The 16,308-nt window shown below is 35.9% G+C and carries 17 protein-coding genes and 1 pseudogene; 1 reads left to right on the forward strand and 17 read right to left on the reverse strand.

What is annotated here, in order from left to right:
- Positions 1 to 239 precede the first annotated feature (239 nt).
- On the forward strand, positions 240 to 1,127 hold the full coding sequence (gene dapA / locus KD050_RS06680; RefSeq protein ID WP_211895424.1) for a 4-hydroxy-tetrahydrodipicolinate synthase: 888 nt from the start codon (positions 240 to 242) through the stop codon (positions 1,125 to 1,127).
- Between the two features lie 423 nt (positions 1,128 to 1,550).
- Here the strand turns inward: dapA and KD050_RS06685 are convergent, their stop codons facing one another.
- From KD050_RS06685 to KD050_RS06765, 17 genes and pseudogenes are all read right to left on the reverse strand, one after another.
- The gene (locus KD050_RS06685; protein ID WP_211895425.1) at positions 1,551 to 2,063 is read right to left on the reverse strand and encodes a YehS family protein; all 513 of its coding nucleotides are present in this window, start codon (positions 2,061 to 2,063) and stop codon (positions 1,551 to 1,553) included.
- 171 nt (positions 2,064 to 2,234) lie between these two features.
- Complete coding sequence (gene phoU / locus KD050_RS06690) at positions 2,235 to 2,894, reverse strand: phosphate signaling complex protein PhoU (protein WP_211895426.1); 660 nt, start codon at positions 2,892 to 2,894, stop codon at positions 2,235 to 2,237.
- Positions 2,895 to 3,060: 166 nt separating this feature from the next.
- Positions 3,061 to 3,828 carry a phosphate ABC transporter ATP-binding protein PstB gene (gene pstB / locus KD050_RS06695; protein WP_211895427.1) on the reverse strand — a complete coding sequence of 256 codons (768 nt, stop codon included), beginning with the start codon at positions 3,826 to 3,828 and terminating at the stop codon, positions 3,061 to 3,063.
- 80 nt (positions 3,829 to 3,908) lie between these two features.
- Complete coding sequence (pstA, locus tag KD050_RS06700) at positions 3,909 to 4,736, reverse strand: phosphate ABC transporter permease PstA (RefSeq protein ID WP_211895428.1); 828 nt, start codon at positions 4,734 to 4,736, stop codon at positions 3,909 to 3,911.
- 1 nt (position 4,737) lies between these two features.
- The gene (gene pstC, locus KD050_RS06705; protein WP_235753930.1) at positions 4,738 to 5,652 is read right to left on the reverse strand and encodes a phosphate ABC transporter permease subunit PstC; all 915 of its coding nucleotides are present in this window, start codon (positions 5,650 to 5,652) and stop codon (positions 4,738 to 4,740) included.
- 180 nt (positions 5,653 to 5,832) lie between these two features.
- Positions 5,833 to 6,669: a phosphate ABC transporter substrate-binding protein gene (locus KD050_RS06710; protein ID WP_211895429.1), complete on the reverse strand. Its 837-nt coding sequence runs from the start codon at positions 6,667 to 6,669 to the stop codon at positions 5,833 to 5,835.
- Between the two features lie 301 nt (positions 6,670 to 6,970).
- Entirely contained in the window at positions 6,971 to 7,843 is an 873-nt protein-coding gene (locus KD050_RS06715) for an aminoglycoside 6-adenylyltransferase (RefSeq protein WP_211896223.1), read from the reverse strand.
- 78 nt (positions 7,844 to 7,921) lie between these two features.
- Positions 7,922 to 8,341 carry an SRPBCC family protein gene (locus KD050_RS06720; protein WP_211895430.1) on the reverse strand — a complete coding sequence of 140 codons (420 nt, stop codon included), beginning with the start codon at positions 8,339 to 8,341 and terminating at the stop codon, positions 7,922 to 7,924.
- Positions 8,342 to 8,508: 167 nt separating this feature from the next.
- The gene (locus KD050_RS06725; protein ID WP_211895431.1) at positions 8,509 to 9,309 is read right to left on the reverse strand and encodes a nucleotidyltransferase; all 801 of its coding nucleotides are present in this window, start codon (positions 9,307 to 9,309) and stop codon (positions 8,509 to 8,511) included.
- 242 nt (positions 9,310 to 9,551) lie between these two features.
- Positions 9,552 to 9,781: pseudogene (locus tag KD050_RS06730) on the reverse strand (DUF4256 domain-containing protein); the annotation flags it as partial.
- Positions 9,782 to 9,799: 18 nt separating this feature from the next.
- Positions 9,800 to 9,988 carry a hypothetical protein gene (locus tag KD050_RS06735; RefSeq protein WP_211895432.1) on the reverse strand — a complete coding sequence of 63 codons (189 nt, stop codon included), beginning with the start codon at positions 9,986 to 9,988 and terminating at the stop codon, positions 9,800 to 9,802.
- A 268-nt stretch (positions 9,989 to 10,256) separates the two neighbouring features.
- Positions 10,257 to 10,910: a M48 family metallopeptidase gene (locus tag KD050_RS06740; RefSeq protein ID WP_211895433.1), complete on the reverse strand. Its 654-nt coding sequence runs from the start codon at positions 10,908 to 10,910 to the stop codon at positions 10,257 to 10,259.
- A 358-nt stretch (positions 10,911 to 11,268) separates the two neighbouring features.
- A complete protein-coding gene (locus KD050_RS06745; protein WP_211895434.1) occupies positions 11,269 to 11,835 on the reverse strand; it encodes a DUF4256 domain-containing protein in 567 nt (188 codons plus the stop codon).
- A gap of 31 nt (positions 11,836 to 11,866) precedes the next feature.
- Positions 11,867 to 12,838, reverse strand: a complete 972-nt coding sequence (locus KD050_RS06750) for a tRNA dihydrouridine synthase (RefSeq protein ID WP_211896224.1) — start codon at positions 12,836 to 12,838, stop codon at positions 11,867 to 11,869.
- Between the two features lie 418 nt (positions 12,839 to 13,256).
- Positions 13,257 to 13,766 carry a YfiT family bacillithiol transferase gene (locus KD050_RS06755; protein ID WP_211895435.1) on the reverse strand — a complete coding sequence of 170 codons (510 nt, stop codon included), beginning with the start codon at positions 13,764 to 13,766 and terminating at the stop codon, positions 13,257 to 13,259.
- A gap of 182 nt (positions 13,767 to 13,948) precedes the next feature.
- Positions 13,949 to 14,800, reverse strand: coding sequence for a DegV family protein (locus KD050_RS06760; RefSeq protein ID WP_211895436.1), 852 nt, complete (start codon positions 14,798 to 14,800; stop codon positions 13,949 to 13,951).
- 545 nt (positions 14,801 to 15,345) lie between these two features.
- Positions 15,346 to 16,149 carry a hypothetical protein gene (locus KD050_RS06765; RefSeq protein ID WP_211895437.1) on the reverse strand — a complete coding sequence of 268 codons (804 nt, stop codon included), beginning with the start codon at positions 16,147 to 16,149 and terminating at the stop codon, positions 15,346 to 15,348.
- Positions 16,150 to 16,308 lie beyond the last annotated feature (159 nt).

A 16,308-nucleotide genomic window follows, 5' to 3' on the forward strand; every position in this document is an offset into this window, starting at 1 on the left:
TGCAACAACGAGCCCTCGTTGTTGCTTTTTTGCGTCTAATTAACTTGAGTAAGCAAGTTTCAAGTTAAGCCTCTGGCGGAATTCTTAGATTTTGAAGGGAATTTTTAAAGGCTACCTGACTTGCATCACGCAGGCCTGAGCACACTTCAAAATCTAGACGCAATTATCGCCGAGGCATAATTGATAACTGCCCTTCTCCCTGAATTTTTAATAATAAAACTATAGGATGTGGAGAAGTTATGAATTTTGGACAAATATTAACGGCTATGGTGACTCCTTTTGATCGTAATGAAGAGATAGATTTTCCAGCCACACGAAATTTAATAAATTATTTAATTGCCAATGGAACAGAAGGGTTAGTCGTATCTGGTACAACTGGAGAATCTCCTACGTTAACAGAAGAAGAAAAAGTCCAGCTGTTTAAATTTACAGTGGAAGTTGTGAATGGTAGAGTCCCAGTAATTGCTGGTACCGGCTCATATAACACTAAAGCATCCATCGATTTAACAAGACAAGCAGCTGATGCAGGTGTCGATGGTATTATGCTTGTAGTTCCGTATTATAACAAGCCTTCACAAGAAGGTTTATACCAACACTTCAAAACTATTGCTGCAGTTACATCATTGCCGACTATGCTATACAATATTCCAGGTCGTAGTGTCGTCAACATGTCAGTAGAAACTGTTATCCGACTTTCCGAAATTCCGAATATCGTTGCTATTAAAGAAGCTGGCGGGAATTTAGATACAATGTCTGAAATTATTAGTAATACACCTGAAGACTTTTCGCTATATAGTGGTGATGATGGGTTAACAATTCCGGTACTATCGATTGGTGGAACAGGAGTTATTTCAGTAGCATCACATGTTATTGGAAATGAAATGCAAGCTATGATAGCAAAGTTTAATAGTGGCAATGTAAGAGAAGCTGCTAAGGATCACCGCAGACTATTACCTGTCATGAAAGCACTATTTGCAGCACCAAATCCAACACCTGTAAAAACAGCATTAAATTTAAAAGGAATTCCTGTAGGTGGCGTTCGCTTACCTATGGTTCCTTTAAATGCGGAGGAACTCAGTGCTTTACAGAGTATATTAGCCGCACAGCTAGAAACTGTATCCTCATAAGAAAAGCAGGAGCACCCTTTAGGAAAAAACTGTTTTAAATCGATTTCTTAAGACTTTGAATAGACTTGTCGCTAAATTATGCTCTCTTTTCTCGGTAGTTTTAAGTGTTTATCTTTCCTAAATACAGCTTGTTTCACTGCATTTACTGAAACTAATTCTGTCACCTTGGCCATAGGCTGTGCTAAATCCTATTAATAAAGACTACTCTCTTGATTGATTGGAGTGGAAGGCGGCGACTCCAGCGGGATAAGCGAGAAAGTCGAGACCCCGCAGGGAGGAAGCGTAGCGCCGCCCGAGGAGGCTCGACCTCGCCCGCGGAAAGCGTCCGCCGGAAACGAAAATCAATAGTATTACTAGATAGATCTTATTCTCCAAAATAAAAGAGCGAACTCCAACTATCATTTGGATTCGCTCTTTTATAATTTAACTTCTATATTTTACTGCTAAGCCTTTTAAGAATTTACGAGCAAAATTGTCTCCGCATTCTTTATAATTACGATGACCAGGCTTTCGTAAAATAGCACCAAGTTCCCCTTTTGAAACAATGATACCACCATCATCCAATACTTCTAGCATATCCTCTGTTGTTAATTGTAAAGCTACTTTCAGTTTCTTCAGGAGCATATTATTCACATGGTCCTTATGCTGTTCTACAGGTTCCTGATTTGTAGCCTGCCCAGGTTTTGGATCCTGTTTGCCCCTTTTATGCGTGATTAACCCATTCAAAAATGACTCCAGCATTTTATTGTTACACTTCATGTGGTTTTCATCTTCCACTACTTCTTCATCATCACTATCTTCTTTCGATTTGGTAAGAATTTTTAAAACTTCTTCTTTTGTAACTTCCACGCCACCTAGTTTAAAAATCTCTACCATGTCCTTATTTTTTATATCTAGGGCATATCTCAATCTGATTAATATATCATTATTCTCCATTTATAAACCTCCTAATGTCTGCGAATTTAATTCTAACTAGTCACTACATCGACTTTTGCGAGGTGTAAACAGGTATCACACGGGAACTAATCATTACTAGAATAGCATAAAAAAACTGGAGGAGAAATTTTTTCATTTTCTGCTCCAGTTTTATTTCATTTTCTAAAACTTTTATGAATTGAAATCATATATTTGGCCTTTTATCAAATATGCTGTGCTTTCAGCAATATTTGTTATATGGTCTGCTGTTCTCTCCAGAAAACGATTAACAAATAATAATTGTACTAGCTGATTTGTTTCCTCTGGATGATCACTTAGATAAGTAGTAAGTTTTTTATATGTTTCACCACTATATTGATCCACATCCTCCTCTAAGTCACCAACTTCTTTAGCAAGTAGGATATTTTCCTCTAAAAAAGATTGTATTGCTTTTCGAAGCATTTCAATCGATACATCCTTCATCTTCTCTAATTTAGTAATATCCAGTAAAGATGTTGTATTACCGATTTTAATAGTTGCTTTTGCAATATTTACAGCAAAATCCGCGACCCGTTCAATTTCAGATGAAATTTTAAGTACCCCAATAATCTCACGTAAATCTCTAGAAACAGGTGCCTCTTTTGCTATCATCCATATGGAGAATTGATTAATTTCTATTTCCAGATTATCAATCGCTGTATCTCCCTCAATAACTTTTAAAGCAATCTCCACATCTTGTGTTTTTAACGCCTTAAAAGATTTTTCTAGAGCAACAATCGATAGTTCACCCATTTCGGTAATTTTACTTTTTAGTTCCTCTAAATTATTCTCAAAGTTTACACGAATACCCATTTGTAGCCTCCTATTATCCCGCATTAACGGGCAGTAAGACTCCCACTTCAAGGCTTGGTTGAAACACAAAAAAGCGTAAGCGGGAGATCAACTGCCCCTAAAAGCCCGAATGGTTCAACTAACAATCAGTGGGTGGAAGAATACCCCCACTGATTGAAGTTTCACTTTATCCAAATCGGCCTGTTACGTAATCTTCAGTTCTTTGATCCTGTGGTGTAGAGAAAATGTTATCTGTATCATCGTATTCAACTACTTCTCCATTTAAGAAAAACGCTGTTTTATCAGAAATTCGAGCAGCTTGCTGCATGTTATGTGTAACAATGACAATCGTATAATCTTCTTTCATATTGGTGATTAGCTCTTCTATTTTTAGTGTAGAAATTGGGTCTAATGCTGAAGTAGGCTCGTCCATTAAAATAATATCTGGTTTCATAGCTATAGCACGAGCAATACACACACGTTGTTGCTGACCACCTGACAAACCAAGTGCAGATGTTTTAAGACGGTCTTTTACTTCATCCCAAATCGCTGCACTCCGCAAACTCTCTTCTACAATTATATTTAATTCTCTCTTATTTTTAATACCTTGCATTCTTGGTCCATAGGCAACATTGTCATAAATACTCATTGGGAATAGATTTGGCTTTTGAAATACCATTCCTACTTTTGTTCTTAGTTTGATCACATCATTTGATTTATATATGTTTTCATGATCAATGACAATATCTCCTGTAATTTTCACACCATCAATTAAATCATTCATACGATTTAATGTTCGTAAAAAAGTTGATTTACCACAGCCTGATGGACCGATTAAAGCAGTAACCTCTTTTTCATGAATTGCAAGATCGACTCCGAATAATGCTTGTTTCTCGCCATAAAATAAATTTAAATCCCTTACATTAATTATCGATGCATCTTTACGTTGCTCCATATGCTAAAATACCTTCCCTACTTAATTTATTTGGTCGTTAGCTCAGCATGTTCTATTACTATGGACTCTTTAACATACTCTTATTTGTTTGTTGCCTTGTTAAATTTTTTCGAAATATATGTTGCTGAAAGATTGATTGCTAAAATAATTACTATTAAGACAATACCAACTGCTGCTGCAAGTTCAATGTCTCCTGACTCTTGTGTAACTAAATAAGAATGCACAGTTAAAGTTCTAGCTGATGATAGAATGCTATCTGGCATAGCTGCTACAGTCCCAGCAGTTAAGAAAATTGCAGCTGATTCTCCAACAATTCGTCCAACTGAAAGGATAATACCAGACAAAATTCCCGGCATTGAACTTGGTAAGATCACTTTATATAATGTTTGTAATTTTGTCGTTCCAAGTGCTAACGAACCTTCACGATACGAACGTGGAACTGTTTTTAATGCCTCTTCAGTTGTTCGTATAATTACTGGTAACACTATAATCGTTAAAGTTAATGAAGCAGCTAAAATTGACATACCTAATTTTAATGTTGTTACAAAGAATACCGCTCCAAACAAACCATAAATGATGGATGGAATCCCAGTTAAACTTTCTGTTGCAAAGCGTATTAGTCTGACTAACCTGCCTTGTTTAGCATATTCTTGCAGATAAACAGCTGCCAATATTCCGATAGGTGTTGCAATGACTAGCGAGATAAGGACTGTATATATAGTTGTTACGATCATTGGCCAAATACCACCATCTCCAGTTGGAGAATAATCACCAAAGATAAAATCGAAGCTTATCAAACCAATCCCTTTATAAAAAATAAATCCAACAATCATGACAAGGACGGCAACTGATAAGAAAGCTGATAACCACAAAAGTCCACGGAGTAAGTTATCTTTAAATTGTCTCACCTTAGCTACCTCCTTTGGCACTTATTTTTGCTAAAACAAAATTTAGTATTAATATAAATGAGAATAAAACAATTCCCGTTGCAAACAACATTTCTTGATGTGTACCAAATGCATAACCCATTTCTAACGCAATATTTGTCGTTAGTGGACGAACACTATCTGTTAAGCTAGTTGGTACGATTAAACTATTACCAGCTACTAATATGACTGCCATCGTTTCCCCAATTGCACGTCCTAAACCTAATACAATTGCTGTCATAATACCTGATTTTGCTGCTGGCACAATGACTTTAAAAATTGTCCCAATTTGTGATACCCCGAGGGCTAATGATCCTTCACGGTATGTTTGTGGAACAGCACGAATTGCCGTTTCAGCTACAGTCACAATTGTTGGTAGCATCATGATTGCTAGCACAAGAATAACGGCTATTAAGCTTTGTCCTTTCACTAAACCAAAAGTATTTTGTAAAAACGGAACAATTATTGCAAGTCCGAATACACCATATAATACAGATGGAATTCCAGCTAGCAACTGAATTGCTGGTGAAATTATTTTTGCTAACCTTTCAGAGGCAATCTCAGCTAAGAATATAGCTGTAAATAAACCAATAGGAACTCCAATGATTAATGCTCCGATGGTCGCAAAAATGGATGCAACAATCATTGGGAATATACCGAATTTATCTTCACTCGGTACCCAATCACTACCAAAAATAAAATCTAAAAAGCTATAGCCCTCCGCTACAAATGGATGAGCTCCTTTATAAAATACAAATCCAATGATTAACAATAAAGTTATTACAGAGAGAAGTGCACAAATCAAGAATAATCTTTGCGACACCTTCTCTAACATATACTTCCTTTTATTTGCTTTGCCGATTTCTACGGTCTGCTTGTTAGTTGTTGGGATAGACACTCTTATTCCTCCAAAATTATGTCAAAAATTATGTTGTTGTCTTCCTTATCAAATACGCCAAGGCGCGTATGCGCCCAGAATTTATCGAGCTCGCTCGATAAATTCCTTTAAAAATCTGTGGCATCTGCCGGAGGCTTTAACTTCATTCAGAAAAAAATTTGCTGAATAAAGTTATAATGTTTACTTTACAGGAATTGCTCCTGCTTCTGCTGCAATGAGTTGTCCTTCTTCACTAAGGATAAAATCTATAAATCGTTGTCCTGCGTCTGTTAATTTTCCTTCTTTGTAAACGAACAAGAACGGTCTAGACAAACTATATTTTTCTTGTAGTACATTTTCTGCAGTTGCTTCTATGCCATTAATATCGATTGTTGAAATGGATTCATCTATATATTCAAAAGAGATAAAGCCAACCGCATGTTTATTGTTCGCAACCGTTGTTTTAATATTCCCATTACCGCTTGCGATGATTGCGTTTCTTATTAACTCACCAGAGCTATATTCTACTATTTCTTGAAATGCATCTCGTGAACCTGATCCATCCTCGCGAGAAACAACTACGATTTCTAAGTCATCTCCACCAAGTTCATTCCAATTTGTCACTTCTCCAGTAAAAATCTGTTTTATTTGCTCCATCGTAAGATCTTTTACTTTGTTACTTGGATGAGTTACTACTACAATTCCATCATAAGCAATAACCACTTCATTCAAGGCACTCGCTATTTCTTCTTCTTTTAAATCACGAGAAGACATCCCTATTTCTGACACTCCACTAATAGCATTGGTAATTCCTGCAGAAGAACCAATTTGATTTATCTCAATATTTGTGTTGTCTTTCTCTGTATACTTAGCTGCTAATTTTTCAGCAAGCGGCCCTACAGATGTAGATCCTGAAATAGAAACTGTAGCATTATTACCATCTGATTCTTGTGTATCATTATTATTTGTACATGCTGATAATACAGTAAGTATAGACAGCATTAATAATCCCATTTTTACTTTTTTCAAGCTGTTCATTTCTTACCTCCATGAAAATAAGTTAGGTACTTTCTATGACGTATTTTGTCTAATTGTAGAATAAATGCATTGTGTAAATTTTCGACACTTCTATTGTTAAGCTTTTGTAAATTTAATTAATAACAAGATGTTTTATGTTAAATATTGTTAAAATTTTACCTTTGAAAGATAACTTAGGATGAGTATATATCGGTACTATATTACTTTCCATTTATTTCAAAATCATTCTACTTGGTCCAAAAATAAAAAAGCTCGAAAATTCAAAGTTGAACTTTCGAGCTTTTTTAATTTATATAATTCCTTAATAGATTTCCGTTGCATTGGGAGATAGTTGTCGTACATGCTCTAAATAAGTAGTAACTCTTTCATCCTCTTCTCTTGAATATTCATAACCTAATCTATCGGCGACAATTTTGGATGTACTTCGAAATAGATTAATCATTGCAATTAACGCTCTCCATATATCTTCATAACTTCCACTAGCATAAGTGGAAAGTAGCTCATGCCAACACTTTTCCGAAAGATACTTCTCCAAATATTTACCACATTTACCTATACTAACGGAGTTAGAATTTTCAATACCAACCTTCCATTCAAGCATTTTTAGCAGCATCGGTCTGAGGATATTATTTAGATGCTCATGAGCATAAAGAATTTCCCTTCTCCATAATCCCTTTGCCACATATGTAGATACCCACCAAAATTCATTGCAGCAATCTGAAAAAAATTCTGCAGAAGGACGCTTTGCCCAATAGTCCACATCTGTTGGAGGCTGGAGTTCTGGAAGACAGTTATCCTTGTCCATTAAAATAACCGTTAACTTATCCTCTTTGCAATACTTATCTTTTTCCTCAATCGGAACAAGTGTAAGGTCAATACGGTTACCGTCCGTAAACAGCATTAAATAAGAGAACCTCCCTCCTAACTCTGGTGCGAACATGGACATATTCTCAGGAGTTTGCATAATGATTCGTTCACCGAATACATCTATCCAGTGTTGATCTTCCACAAATGAATTCATATCGGTTACAAGGTAAACAATATCAAAATCCTGAAACATATCCTTTGGAGCATTTGGATTCGTCCGCGAACCATTAAGTCCTACTGCACGAACTCTTTCATCATTCTTTGCATAATTCAAAACTAATTCAATCATTTCATTTGATGTTCTTATGTTATTTCCCCTCCTTTAGTAAAAGGTGCCTGTTTCTAAATACAGAATTGTATTAGAACCAGGCACCTTTTTTAATTACTATTGCTCCGCATACTTTTTGAAATTGTTTAAAATCGCCTGCCAACCTTCTTGTTGCATTTCAATCGCATTAATCGTTTCAGGTTCAAATACTTCTACCACTTTCGTGTCGTTTTCTTGAGGTATAAAAGTGATTTCAACTTTTCTTCCATCTTCTAATGCATAAGAAATGAACTCATTGGCACGCACTTCATCATAAATGCCACCAAAGTCAAAACCAAAACTTCCATCTTTTGCTTCCATCCGAGAAACAAATTTCCCACCGGCTCTTAAATCATTTTCAGCGTGCGGTGTATGCCATTCATCAGAGGCATTATTCCACTTCTTTATATGATCCGGCACTGTCCAATATTCCCATACTTTTTCAACTGGTGCATGCACAATTGCTTCAACCGTTAATACCGAACGATTTGTATCCATTTTATCGTCTCCTTCTTCTATGTTATTCTCTGTAGATTCGCTGTTCCTATCCACTATTCCTTCTTAGTTTGTCCCAAAAAATTTTGTTCCCTGTGTCAGAAACAAACATGAAAATCACAACATTCACGTTTGTTTGAATTAACGTGAATGTTTCTTACACAGGGTTGCTATCCAAGATAGCTGTCTAACTTACTAATTAGATCTTTGTCTAAATCAACTATATAGAGTGAACCTAGCACTTCATTCAGTTCTTTTACTATTTCCAACCCATTCTTATAAGCAGTCTTTAACTCATTTTCTTTTAATTTTGAGGTAATTGAAACATAGTCTTTATACGACTCTGTACTTAAATCTGCTTCTAAATTTTTTGTACTGTTTAACCATCGTTCAACCGTGTTTTCCTTAACCCTTATCAATTGCAATATATACTTTTGCACCTGGGTTAATACCTCCAGAGAACGTGCTAACTCTCCTCTTTTCATCACGTTCACACCCATCAACCAAGCATTCACGAAATTATTAAAAGCAAAGTTAACGTTCTCATCAGTCATTCGATCTGGACCAGCTCCACCTAAATCATCAAGTAAAGTCTTTAATTGCTCTGTAGAATCGTAAATATACATAGACTCAGTATCTGGAAAAACTCCAGTATGCTTAAAACTCTTTATAACTTTCATTTTTGATTCAGGAAGAAAATGAAATTCTCCACGAATCATGTTTGAAAAAATCACTACCTCTGTTCCATACTCATTGTAAAAGATCAAGTCAACTGGATAAACTTCAGAAATCCAATGTTTTGAGTTAAGTTTATCCATCTTATCATCTTCAATGAATATATAAAACTCAACATCAGAATACTGATCTCCTTCACCTTTTGTAAAAGATCCATACATCATACACGCTGAAACAATTTCATCCTGAATACATTTAGCTTTAACACTTTTTATAATTTTATTTTGAATTAACATATTTTAATCTCCTTATCTAATAATTTCTTTTCAGATAAGGGATTTATCTACAACTGGACAACATGAGCAACACATATATAATGCTCCTTCCATTTCTAAATCAATATAACTATAACGTACCCTGTGTCAGAAACAAACATGAAACTCACAACATTCACGTTTGTTTGAATTAACGTGAATGTTTCTAACACAAAAACGGCTACAATTTCCCTGGAAATTGTAGCCGAATAAACTTGGTCACTTTATACCCTTAGCGAGCCTCGGAAACCCCTTGTAGCATAGTAGGAGTCTGCTACATTATGGTACACAAAGACAGTGTCGTAGCGACAATCACAAAAGAGACCCCACCAAGTTTTCTAATATTGTCAGGTGTTTTCAGCCAGCTCGACGTTTTCAAATCGAAATCCCCTAGTTTCTGTAACTCCCGATATTGTTCTTCCGTTAAAAGTTCAATGCCCATCTCTATTGACAGATACCCCTACAAATATTATCAGTCATCTCCGTTCAATAAGCGATTTCCACGATTCTCTACTTCCTTTGCTTCCGTCTCCCGGGCAATCTGATCCTTCTGCAATTGTCCATTTATGCGTGGGTCTTGTAATCGCATTGTACTCCATTCTGTCGGTCCCACTTTTTTACTTACTTTCTCTATTTCATTTTCAAAAAACAGCATGTCCATTCCTCCCCCCTATAAATTAATCAAAGAGGACAATAAACTTTCCCCTCTCTATAAAATATGCAAACAACTAAGGCACACGGAGGGTATGCGCACAGTGAAAAGGAATTTAGTTAGATTTGCATTGCGGATGAAAATTATAATGTACCCTGTGTAAGAAACAAACACAAAAATCACAGCATTCACGTTTGTTTGAATTAACATGAATGTTTCTTACACAGGGTTTTAATAAAAAAAAACGGCCACATTTTTTTGAAAATGTGATCGTTTTTTAAAGTGACATCGAATGACCATGCCTTGCCAAGTACTCTTCCTTTTCTTTATAATCTGGCATAATACTTCCAACACGTCGCCAAAATGATCGATCATGATTCATATGAGTTATATGACATAATTCATGGATTATCACATAATCGATTACTTCTACTGGAGCCATAGCAAGACGAAAATTAAAGGTAATCTTTTTATCCGAACTACAACTACCCCACTTGACTTTAGATTCTACTATTTCAATGATTTTAGGCTTAACTTTCAGCTGTTTTTGATATATTTTTATACGTTCCTCTACAATAGTCTTACATCTAGTCATATAGAACTTCTTGAGATTTTTTCTAAGTACCTCTTCATTTAACTCACTACAATCTATTAATTCATGAAGAAATCTTTCTTTCCCAATGTATAAGAACTTTCCATGAGCGTGATACTCTCTTGCCTTAGGTATTTCTCGAGCTATTTCAATTTCATGAATTTTGTCTAGTATCCATTTCCCTTTACTCTCTATTGCACTAACAATAATTTCTTTACTTGTGTCTTTTGGGACTTTAACAGTTATGAAACCTAAAGAATCTATATGAATAGCTAGCTTCTTCCTATTTCCATACTGAACGTGAAATTCGATCATATTATTTTCAATTTCAACTTTCATAACTACCCTCATTTTTATATATTAATATCCAACCTTAGTTTTTTTAATAAAATCATTTCTTCTATTTCGCGCATAACTCGGTTAATAACTCTGTTCTTGACTATCAATAAAATCGTGGAATAAGCGTTGTGTTTAAAGAGGGGTTTAGCCTAACATAAACAAACTGTTTCTCGCTTGAAAAAAGTACGTAGTAAAAGGTGCCAGATCCCTAATACAATTTTGGATTGTTTTAGAATCTGGCACCTTCACTCTAAATTTATTTTCTCATTCTATTAAAGACACCGGTAGTTGAAGTATGAGATACCCCGCCACAGGTGATAGCTCTTAAATACAAAATATAGGGCTGTTTGTATAAAATCTATACTCTCAGCGAGCCACGGAAACCTCTTGCAGCATAGTAGGAGTCTGCTCCATTGTGGTAGACAAAGACAGTGTCGTAGCGACAATCACAAAAGAGAGCCCCACCTAGTTTTCTAATATTATCAGGTGTTTGCACCCAGCTCGACGTTTTCAAATCGAAATTTCCAAGTTTCTGCATCTCCCGATATTGTTCTTCCGTTAAAAGTTCAATGCCCATCGCTGTTGCCATATCAAGAGCACTATTTTCTGGTTTATGTTTTTTTCTTGACTCCAACGCTTCACGGTCGTAACAAACACTTCTGCGACCTTTAGGACTTTCTGCTGAACAGTCATTAAAAATATATTCATCCTTTTCTTTGTCATAACCAACAACATCCGGTTCCCCTTCAGTTTTTTCCATTTCATTGAGCGACCACAGTTTTTCAGTATTCGCTTCTAGCTTTGCTTGGACACTAATCCATTCAATACCATCATGACGATTCATGTTTTTCTCAAATCGGTTTTTCAATACGCTGAGTAATTCCTCACGCTGTTCTAGTGACAACTCCAAATTTTGCTTTGTCATATTAGTTCTCCCCCTTATCGTTTTTACTCTTTTAAAGACTAGATTGTTCTTCTCCAAAGTTATCGAGCAATGCACGCACTTCATCCGTTGACTTTGTGTTCATCAATTGATTTCTTAATTCACCTGCTCCACGGAAGCCTTTGACATATATTTTGAAGAAACGGTGTAGTGCTGTGATGGAACGTGGCAATTCTTCTGAATATTGATCTTGAAGATCCAGTTGCAATCTTAGAAGATCAAGGTACTCCGTGGTGCTATGCTCTTTCGGCTCTTTTTCGAAAGCAAAAGGATTTTTAAAAATACCACGCCCAATCATGACCCCATCAACACCATATTGTTCAACCAGCTTCAGCCCAGTTTCACGGTCAGGAATGTCACCATTAATTGTTAGTAAAGTATTCGGTGCTAAAGAATCGCGTAATTTTTTAATTTCCGGGATCAGCTCCCAATGCGCATCTACTTGGCTCATTTCCTTTCTTGTACGGAGATGAATAGATAGATTAGCAATGTCTTGTTTCAAAATATGTGTTAGCCAGTCCTCCATCTCCTCAATATCCGTGTAACCAATCCTTGTCTTAACACTGACAGGTAATCCTCCCGCTTTTGCTGCTTGTATAATTTCTGCAGCAACATCTGGACGTAAGATAAGGCCGCTTCCTTTCCCTCTCGTTGCTACATTCGGTACAGGGCAACCCATATTAATATCTATGCCTTTAAAGCCTAGTTCTGCCATGCCAATACTCATTTCACGGAAATGTTCTGGCTTGTCCCCCCATATATGTGCAACCATTGGCTGTTCGTCTTCTGTAAATATCAATCGTCCACGTACACTTTTCTGTCCCTCTGGATGACAATAGCTCTCTGTGTTTGTAAACTCTGTAAAAAATACATCCGGTTTACCTGCTTTACTTACGACATGACGAAAAACAACATCCGTCACATCTTCCATTGGTGCAAGTACAAAAAATGGCCGTGGTAAATCACGCCAAAAATTCTCTGTCATATTCAAATTCAAATCCTCTCATTATGGTGTAATCGGCGAGTAAATATATAAGTTAATTTCGTTCAAGCATATTAAATAATGAAATCCCTACAACATTGATTTCCGCTTTAGGCGGATGCCCTCTGGGGTCGCCGCCTGCCGCTCCAATCCACAGGATCAATTTTTTAAAAACTAATAAAAAACTACGACATAAAGTAAACATTCGTATTATAAAATTAAATAAGTAATTATGAAATTGACTTATACAAGTCATTATTATAGTATAACCTAGCTTTTTTAATTTATCTTCTCACATGTTTTCTACTGGAAATTTAGAAGTAAAAGCAGACGGCTAATTAGAGGTGCATTATCGCACTTCTAAACCGTCTGCTTTTTATGTTTTATCAAATATTAAGTTTAATAAAACTTATAAATTGTATCATTTTGGTAAGGCAATTTTAATATGAGCTAAGTGATGCTCTTCGTGCCAAGCTAATTTTGCAACTTTTGTTGCCACTGTTATTTTACCGTTAGTTTGGTGAGTAAATGCTCGTTCTAATTGCTCTTCAGTTAAACTTTGCCCTAAAGATACGATACGCTCATTTATCCCTTCTAACATTTTAATAGAACTTTCTACAGGAAGCTCTGTATCTGGTTGAATAGCCCACTTTTCTTCATCAAAAGCCGGTACTGTTGGATTGTCATCTGTTAAAGCTAACTTCAAACGTTGATACATATTCAACTGAGAGTCTGCAATGTGATGAACAAGTTGACGAACTGTCCAGGCACCTTCACGATAAGTTTTGCTTAATTCCTCATCACTTAATGAGTCTACAGTTTTTCTTAATCGAATCGTATAAGTTTCGATTTCCTTTAACCATTCTTGAATATATTCTAATGTTACTTTTTCAGGAACTTGTAATTTTCCAATTGGGTATTTTACATCCATTTTCAAACCCCTTTCCCTATTCTTTATTCTTCTAATATCAACCCTTAATATACCAATTGGTTCAGATGATGTAAACATTAGTTAACTAAGATACTAGGAACCACCCACAATCCCAACCAAAGAGAGTGATTCCCCTTACTTAGAATTCACTCTTTAATTTCTATACTAAATCCCTAAGATTTCTAATACTCCAGTCCTGCAATCCCAAAACCTCCAGGTCCAGCATGGGTGGAAATCATTGCACCTGCTTGCATCCATGTTACATTTTCGAAACCTGTTTCCTTTGCGATTTCATCCATTCGTCTCTTAATACTTTCATCAAGTCCGATAGAGTAGATCAAATACAACTGTTTTCTATCAATATCGTATTGGTTTAAGTAATCTCGCATGAGCTTTTCCGCAACTATGCTCATATTCCCACGATATTTTCTAGTTGAAACAAGCTTTCCTTCTTTTAATTCGATGCAGGGCTTTATTTTTAACAATGACCCTCCAATATAAGCAATGTTACTTACCCGTCCACCCGCTCTTAGAAAGTCTAAACTGCCGGGAATGAAAGCCAGCTTTGTTTTAGGCACCACGGATTCTATTTTTTCGATTAAGTGAACATGGCTAATGGAAGGCTCTTCCTCAAGCATAGTTACCGCATACATCACTATTGCAGCTAATCCACCTGTAACGTTTAGCGCATCAATTAGAAAAAGATTTTCAAAATCTTCCGCAGCAATTAACGCACTTTGGAAGGAAGCAGATGCTTTGGACGTGTATCCAATGTGAATAATGATGCTATCAGGAAAATCTATTCTAATTTTCGTAAACAATTCATGATACTCATGTACATTCGTTGCTGTAGTAGATGGTATTTTTTTGGTGCGACTATGATAATCAAAAACTTCCTCTACAGATAGCTCACCATCTAAATAATCCTTCCCATCCATTATGACATGCATTGGTACTACTTGAATTTGATGTTTTTCAACCAGGTCTTTCGGTAAATCCGCTCCACTCTCTGTCGAAAAAATAATCCTTCTCATTGAACATTCCTTTCAACTAACGCATCCATTCTTGCGTAATTATTTATTTTATTTATCCTAAATATACACTAGAAGGGGAAATTATCCAGAAAAATAATCAGAAAATTTACGTAATGGAATATCAACACTAACCTGAACAAAAATTATAGGGCATTTGCTTGAAAGCACATATTCTACGACAACTTAACCCTAAACAACTTATTACAGAACTAACGCCATCTTTATTAGCGCGGTTCATTCATAAGGTAATAGTAAAAGCAGACGGTTTAGAAGTGCATTATCGCACTTCTAAACCGTCTGCTTTTTATGTCTCAACAAATATTAAATTAAAAATAGCCAAGAATCATCCTAATAAAGCATACTTTGAAAAGCATGCTTAAATTAGGCTTATTCAGCTAGTTCGAGCCATGCACAAGCTTCACAATGTGGTGGGTGACCTATATGGTTATATTCTTTATACAATCAATTAAATCCTATATCTTTTCAATTTCAATCCAATAAAAAGAGCATCTCTTTTAAATAAAGAGATGCTTACTTCATGGAAATTATTTAAAAGAAGTTGCAATTTCTAATGCAATCATTGGATCTTTTACTTGGTCTATCATATAAACTACATTTTCATCTTGCCATTTAATTCGATTATCTTTTTGGTATACGTCAATATGAGCGAATCCATTTGGTTTAGGAATAGGCAGTGCATGTGTTTCTAAAAATTCTGTAGCTTCTTTAGCAAGCTTTACTCCTTTCTCCTCTTCTGCAGTACGAGTATGAGCAGCGATTGCCCACCTACCTTCGTTCCAGCTTGTCCTCAATGAACCTGCCCCAACATCCTGGTATCCAGTTATTCCGTACCCAAGATCGACCATTTGACCTCCTAGCTCACTAAAGTTTTCAAAAGCTATTTGTCGACTTGCTTCCTGCTCATTCTCATACTTTTCTCCACTAAGACGAGCTATAGCCGTTGCTATTTGGCCATCTACTAAATTTTCATGATTTATGGCAATTGGTTCATCACTTTCGTAAAAAACAACCTCATAACGACTTTCGTCTGACTTAGTCGTTGCAGTTAAATACTTTCCTTTTTCTAATGGCAATTCGTTTGGAAGTACTTTAGATAAATCTGTTTTCAACTCTGTTTTTATGGCTTCTATTACTTCAGCTTGTGTCATAGCTGGTTTAGTTTCATTGGATTCATTTGCCGATTCTGAAACTTGGGTTTGGTCTATTTGAACTTCCGGAATCGGCTCTTTCGTTTCATTGTTAGCTTTTTCAGCGTCACCGTTAGTGGAACAGGCACTAAGCAAACTTATCGTATAAATTGGAATAAAAATTCGCGTTAAAGCTTTCATTTGAATCTTCCTTTCTTAATATATTTAATTTTCCCTCCCCCCGAAAAAATAAACTCCCTTTGACTAACTTAGGAGTTTACTATTAAAAATGCTGAATTACTTATTTGTTTTTTTCGTCCCCTGTTTGAATTCAAATGACGCTCTAGATATACCTCTTAC

Origin of the sequence: Psychrobacillus sp. INOP01 (assembly GCF_018140925.1) — a bacterium.
GTDB lineage: Bacteria > Bacillota > Bacilli > Bacillales_A > Planococcaceae > Psychrobacillus.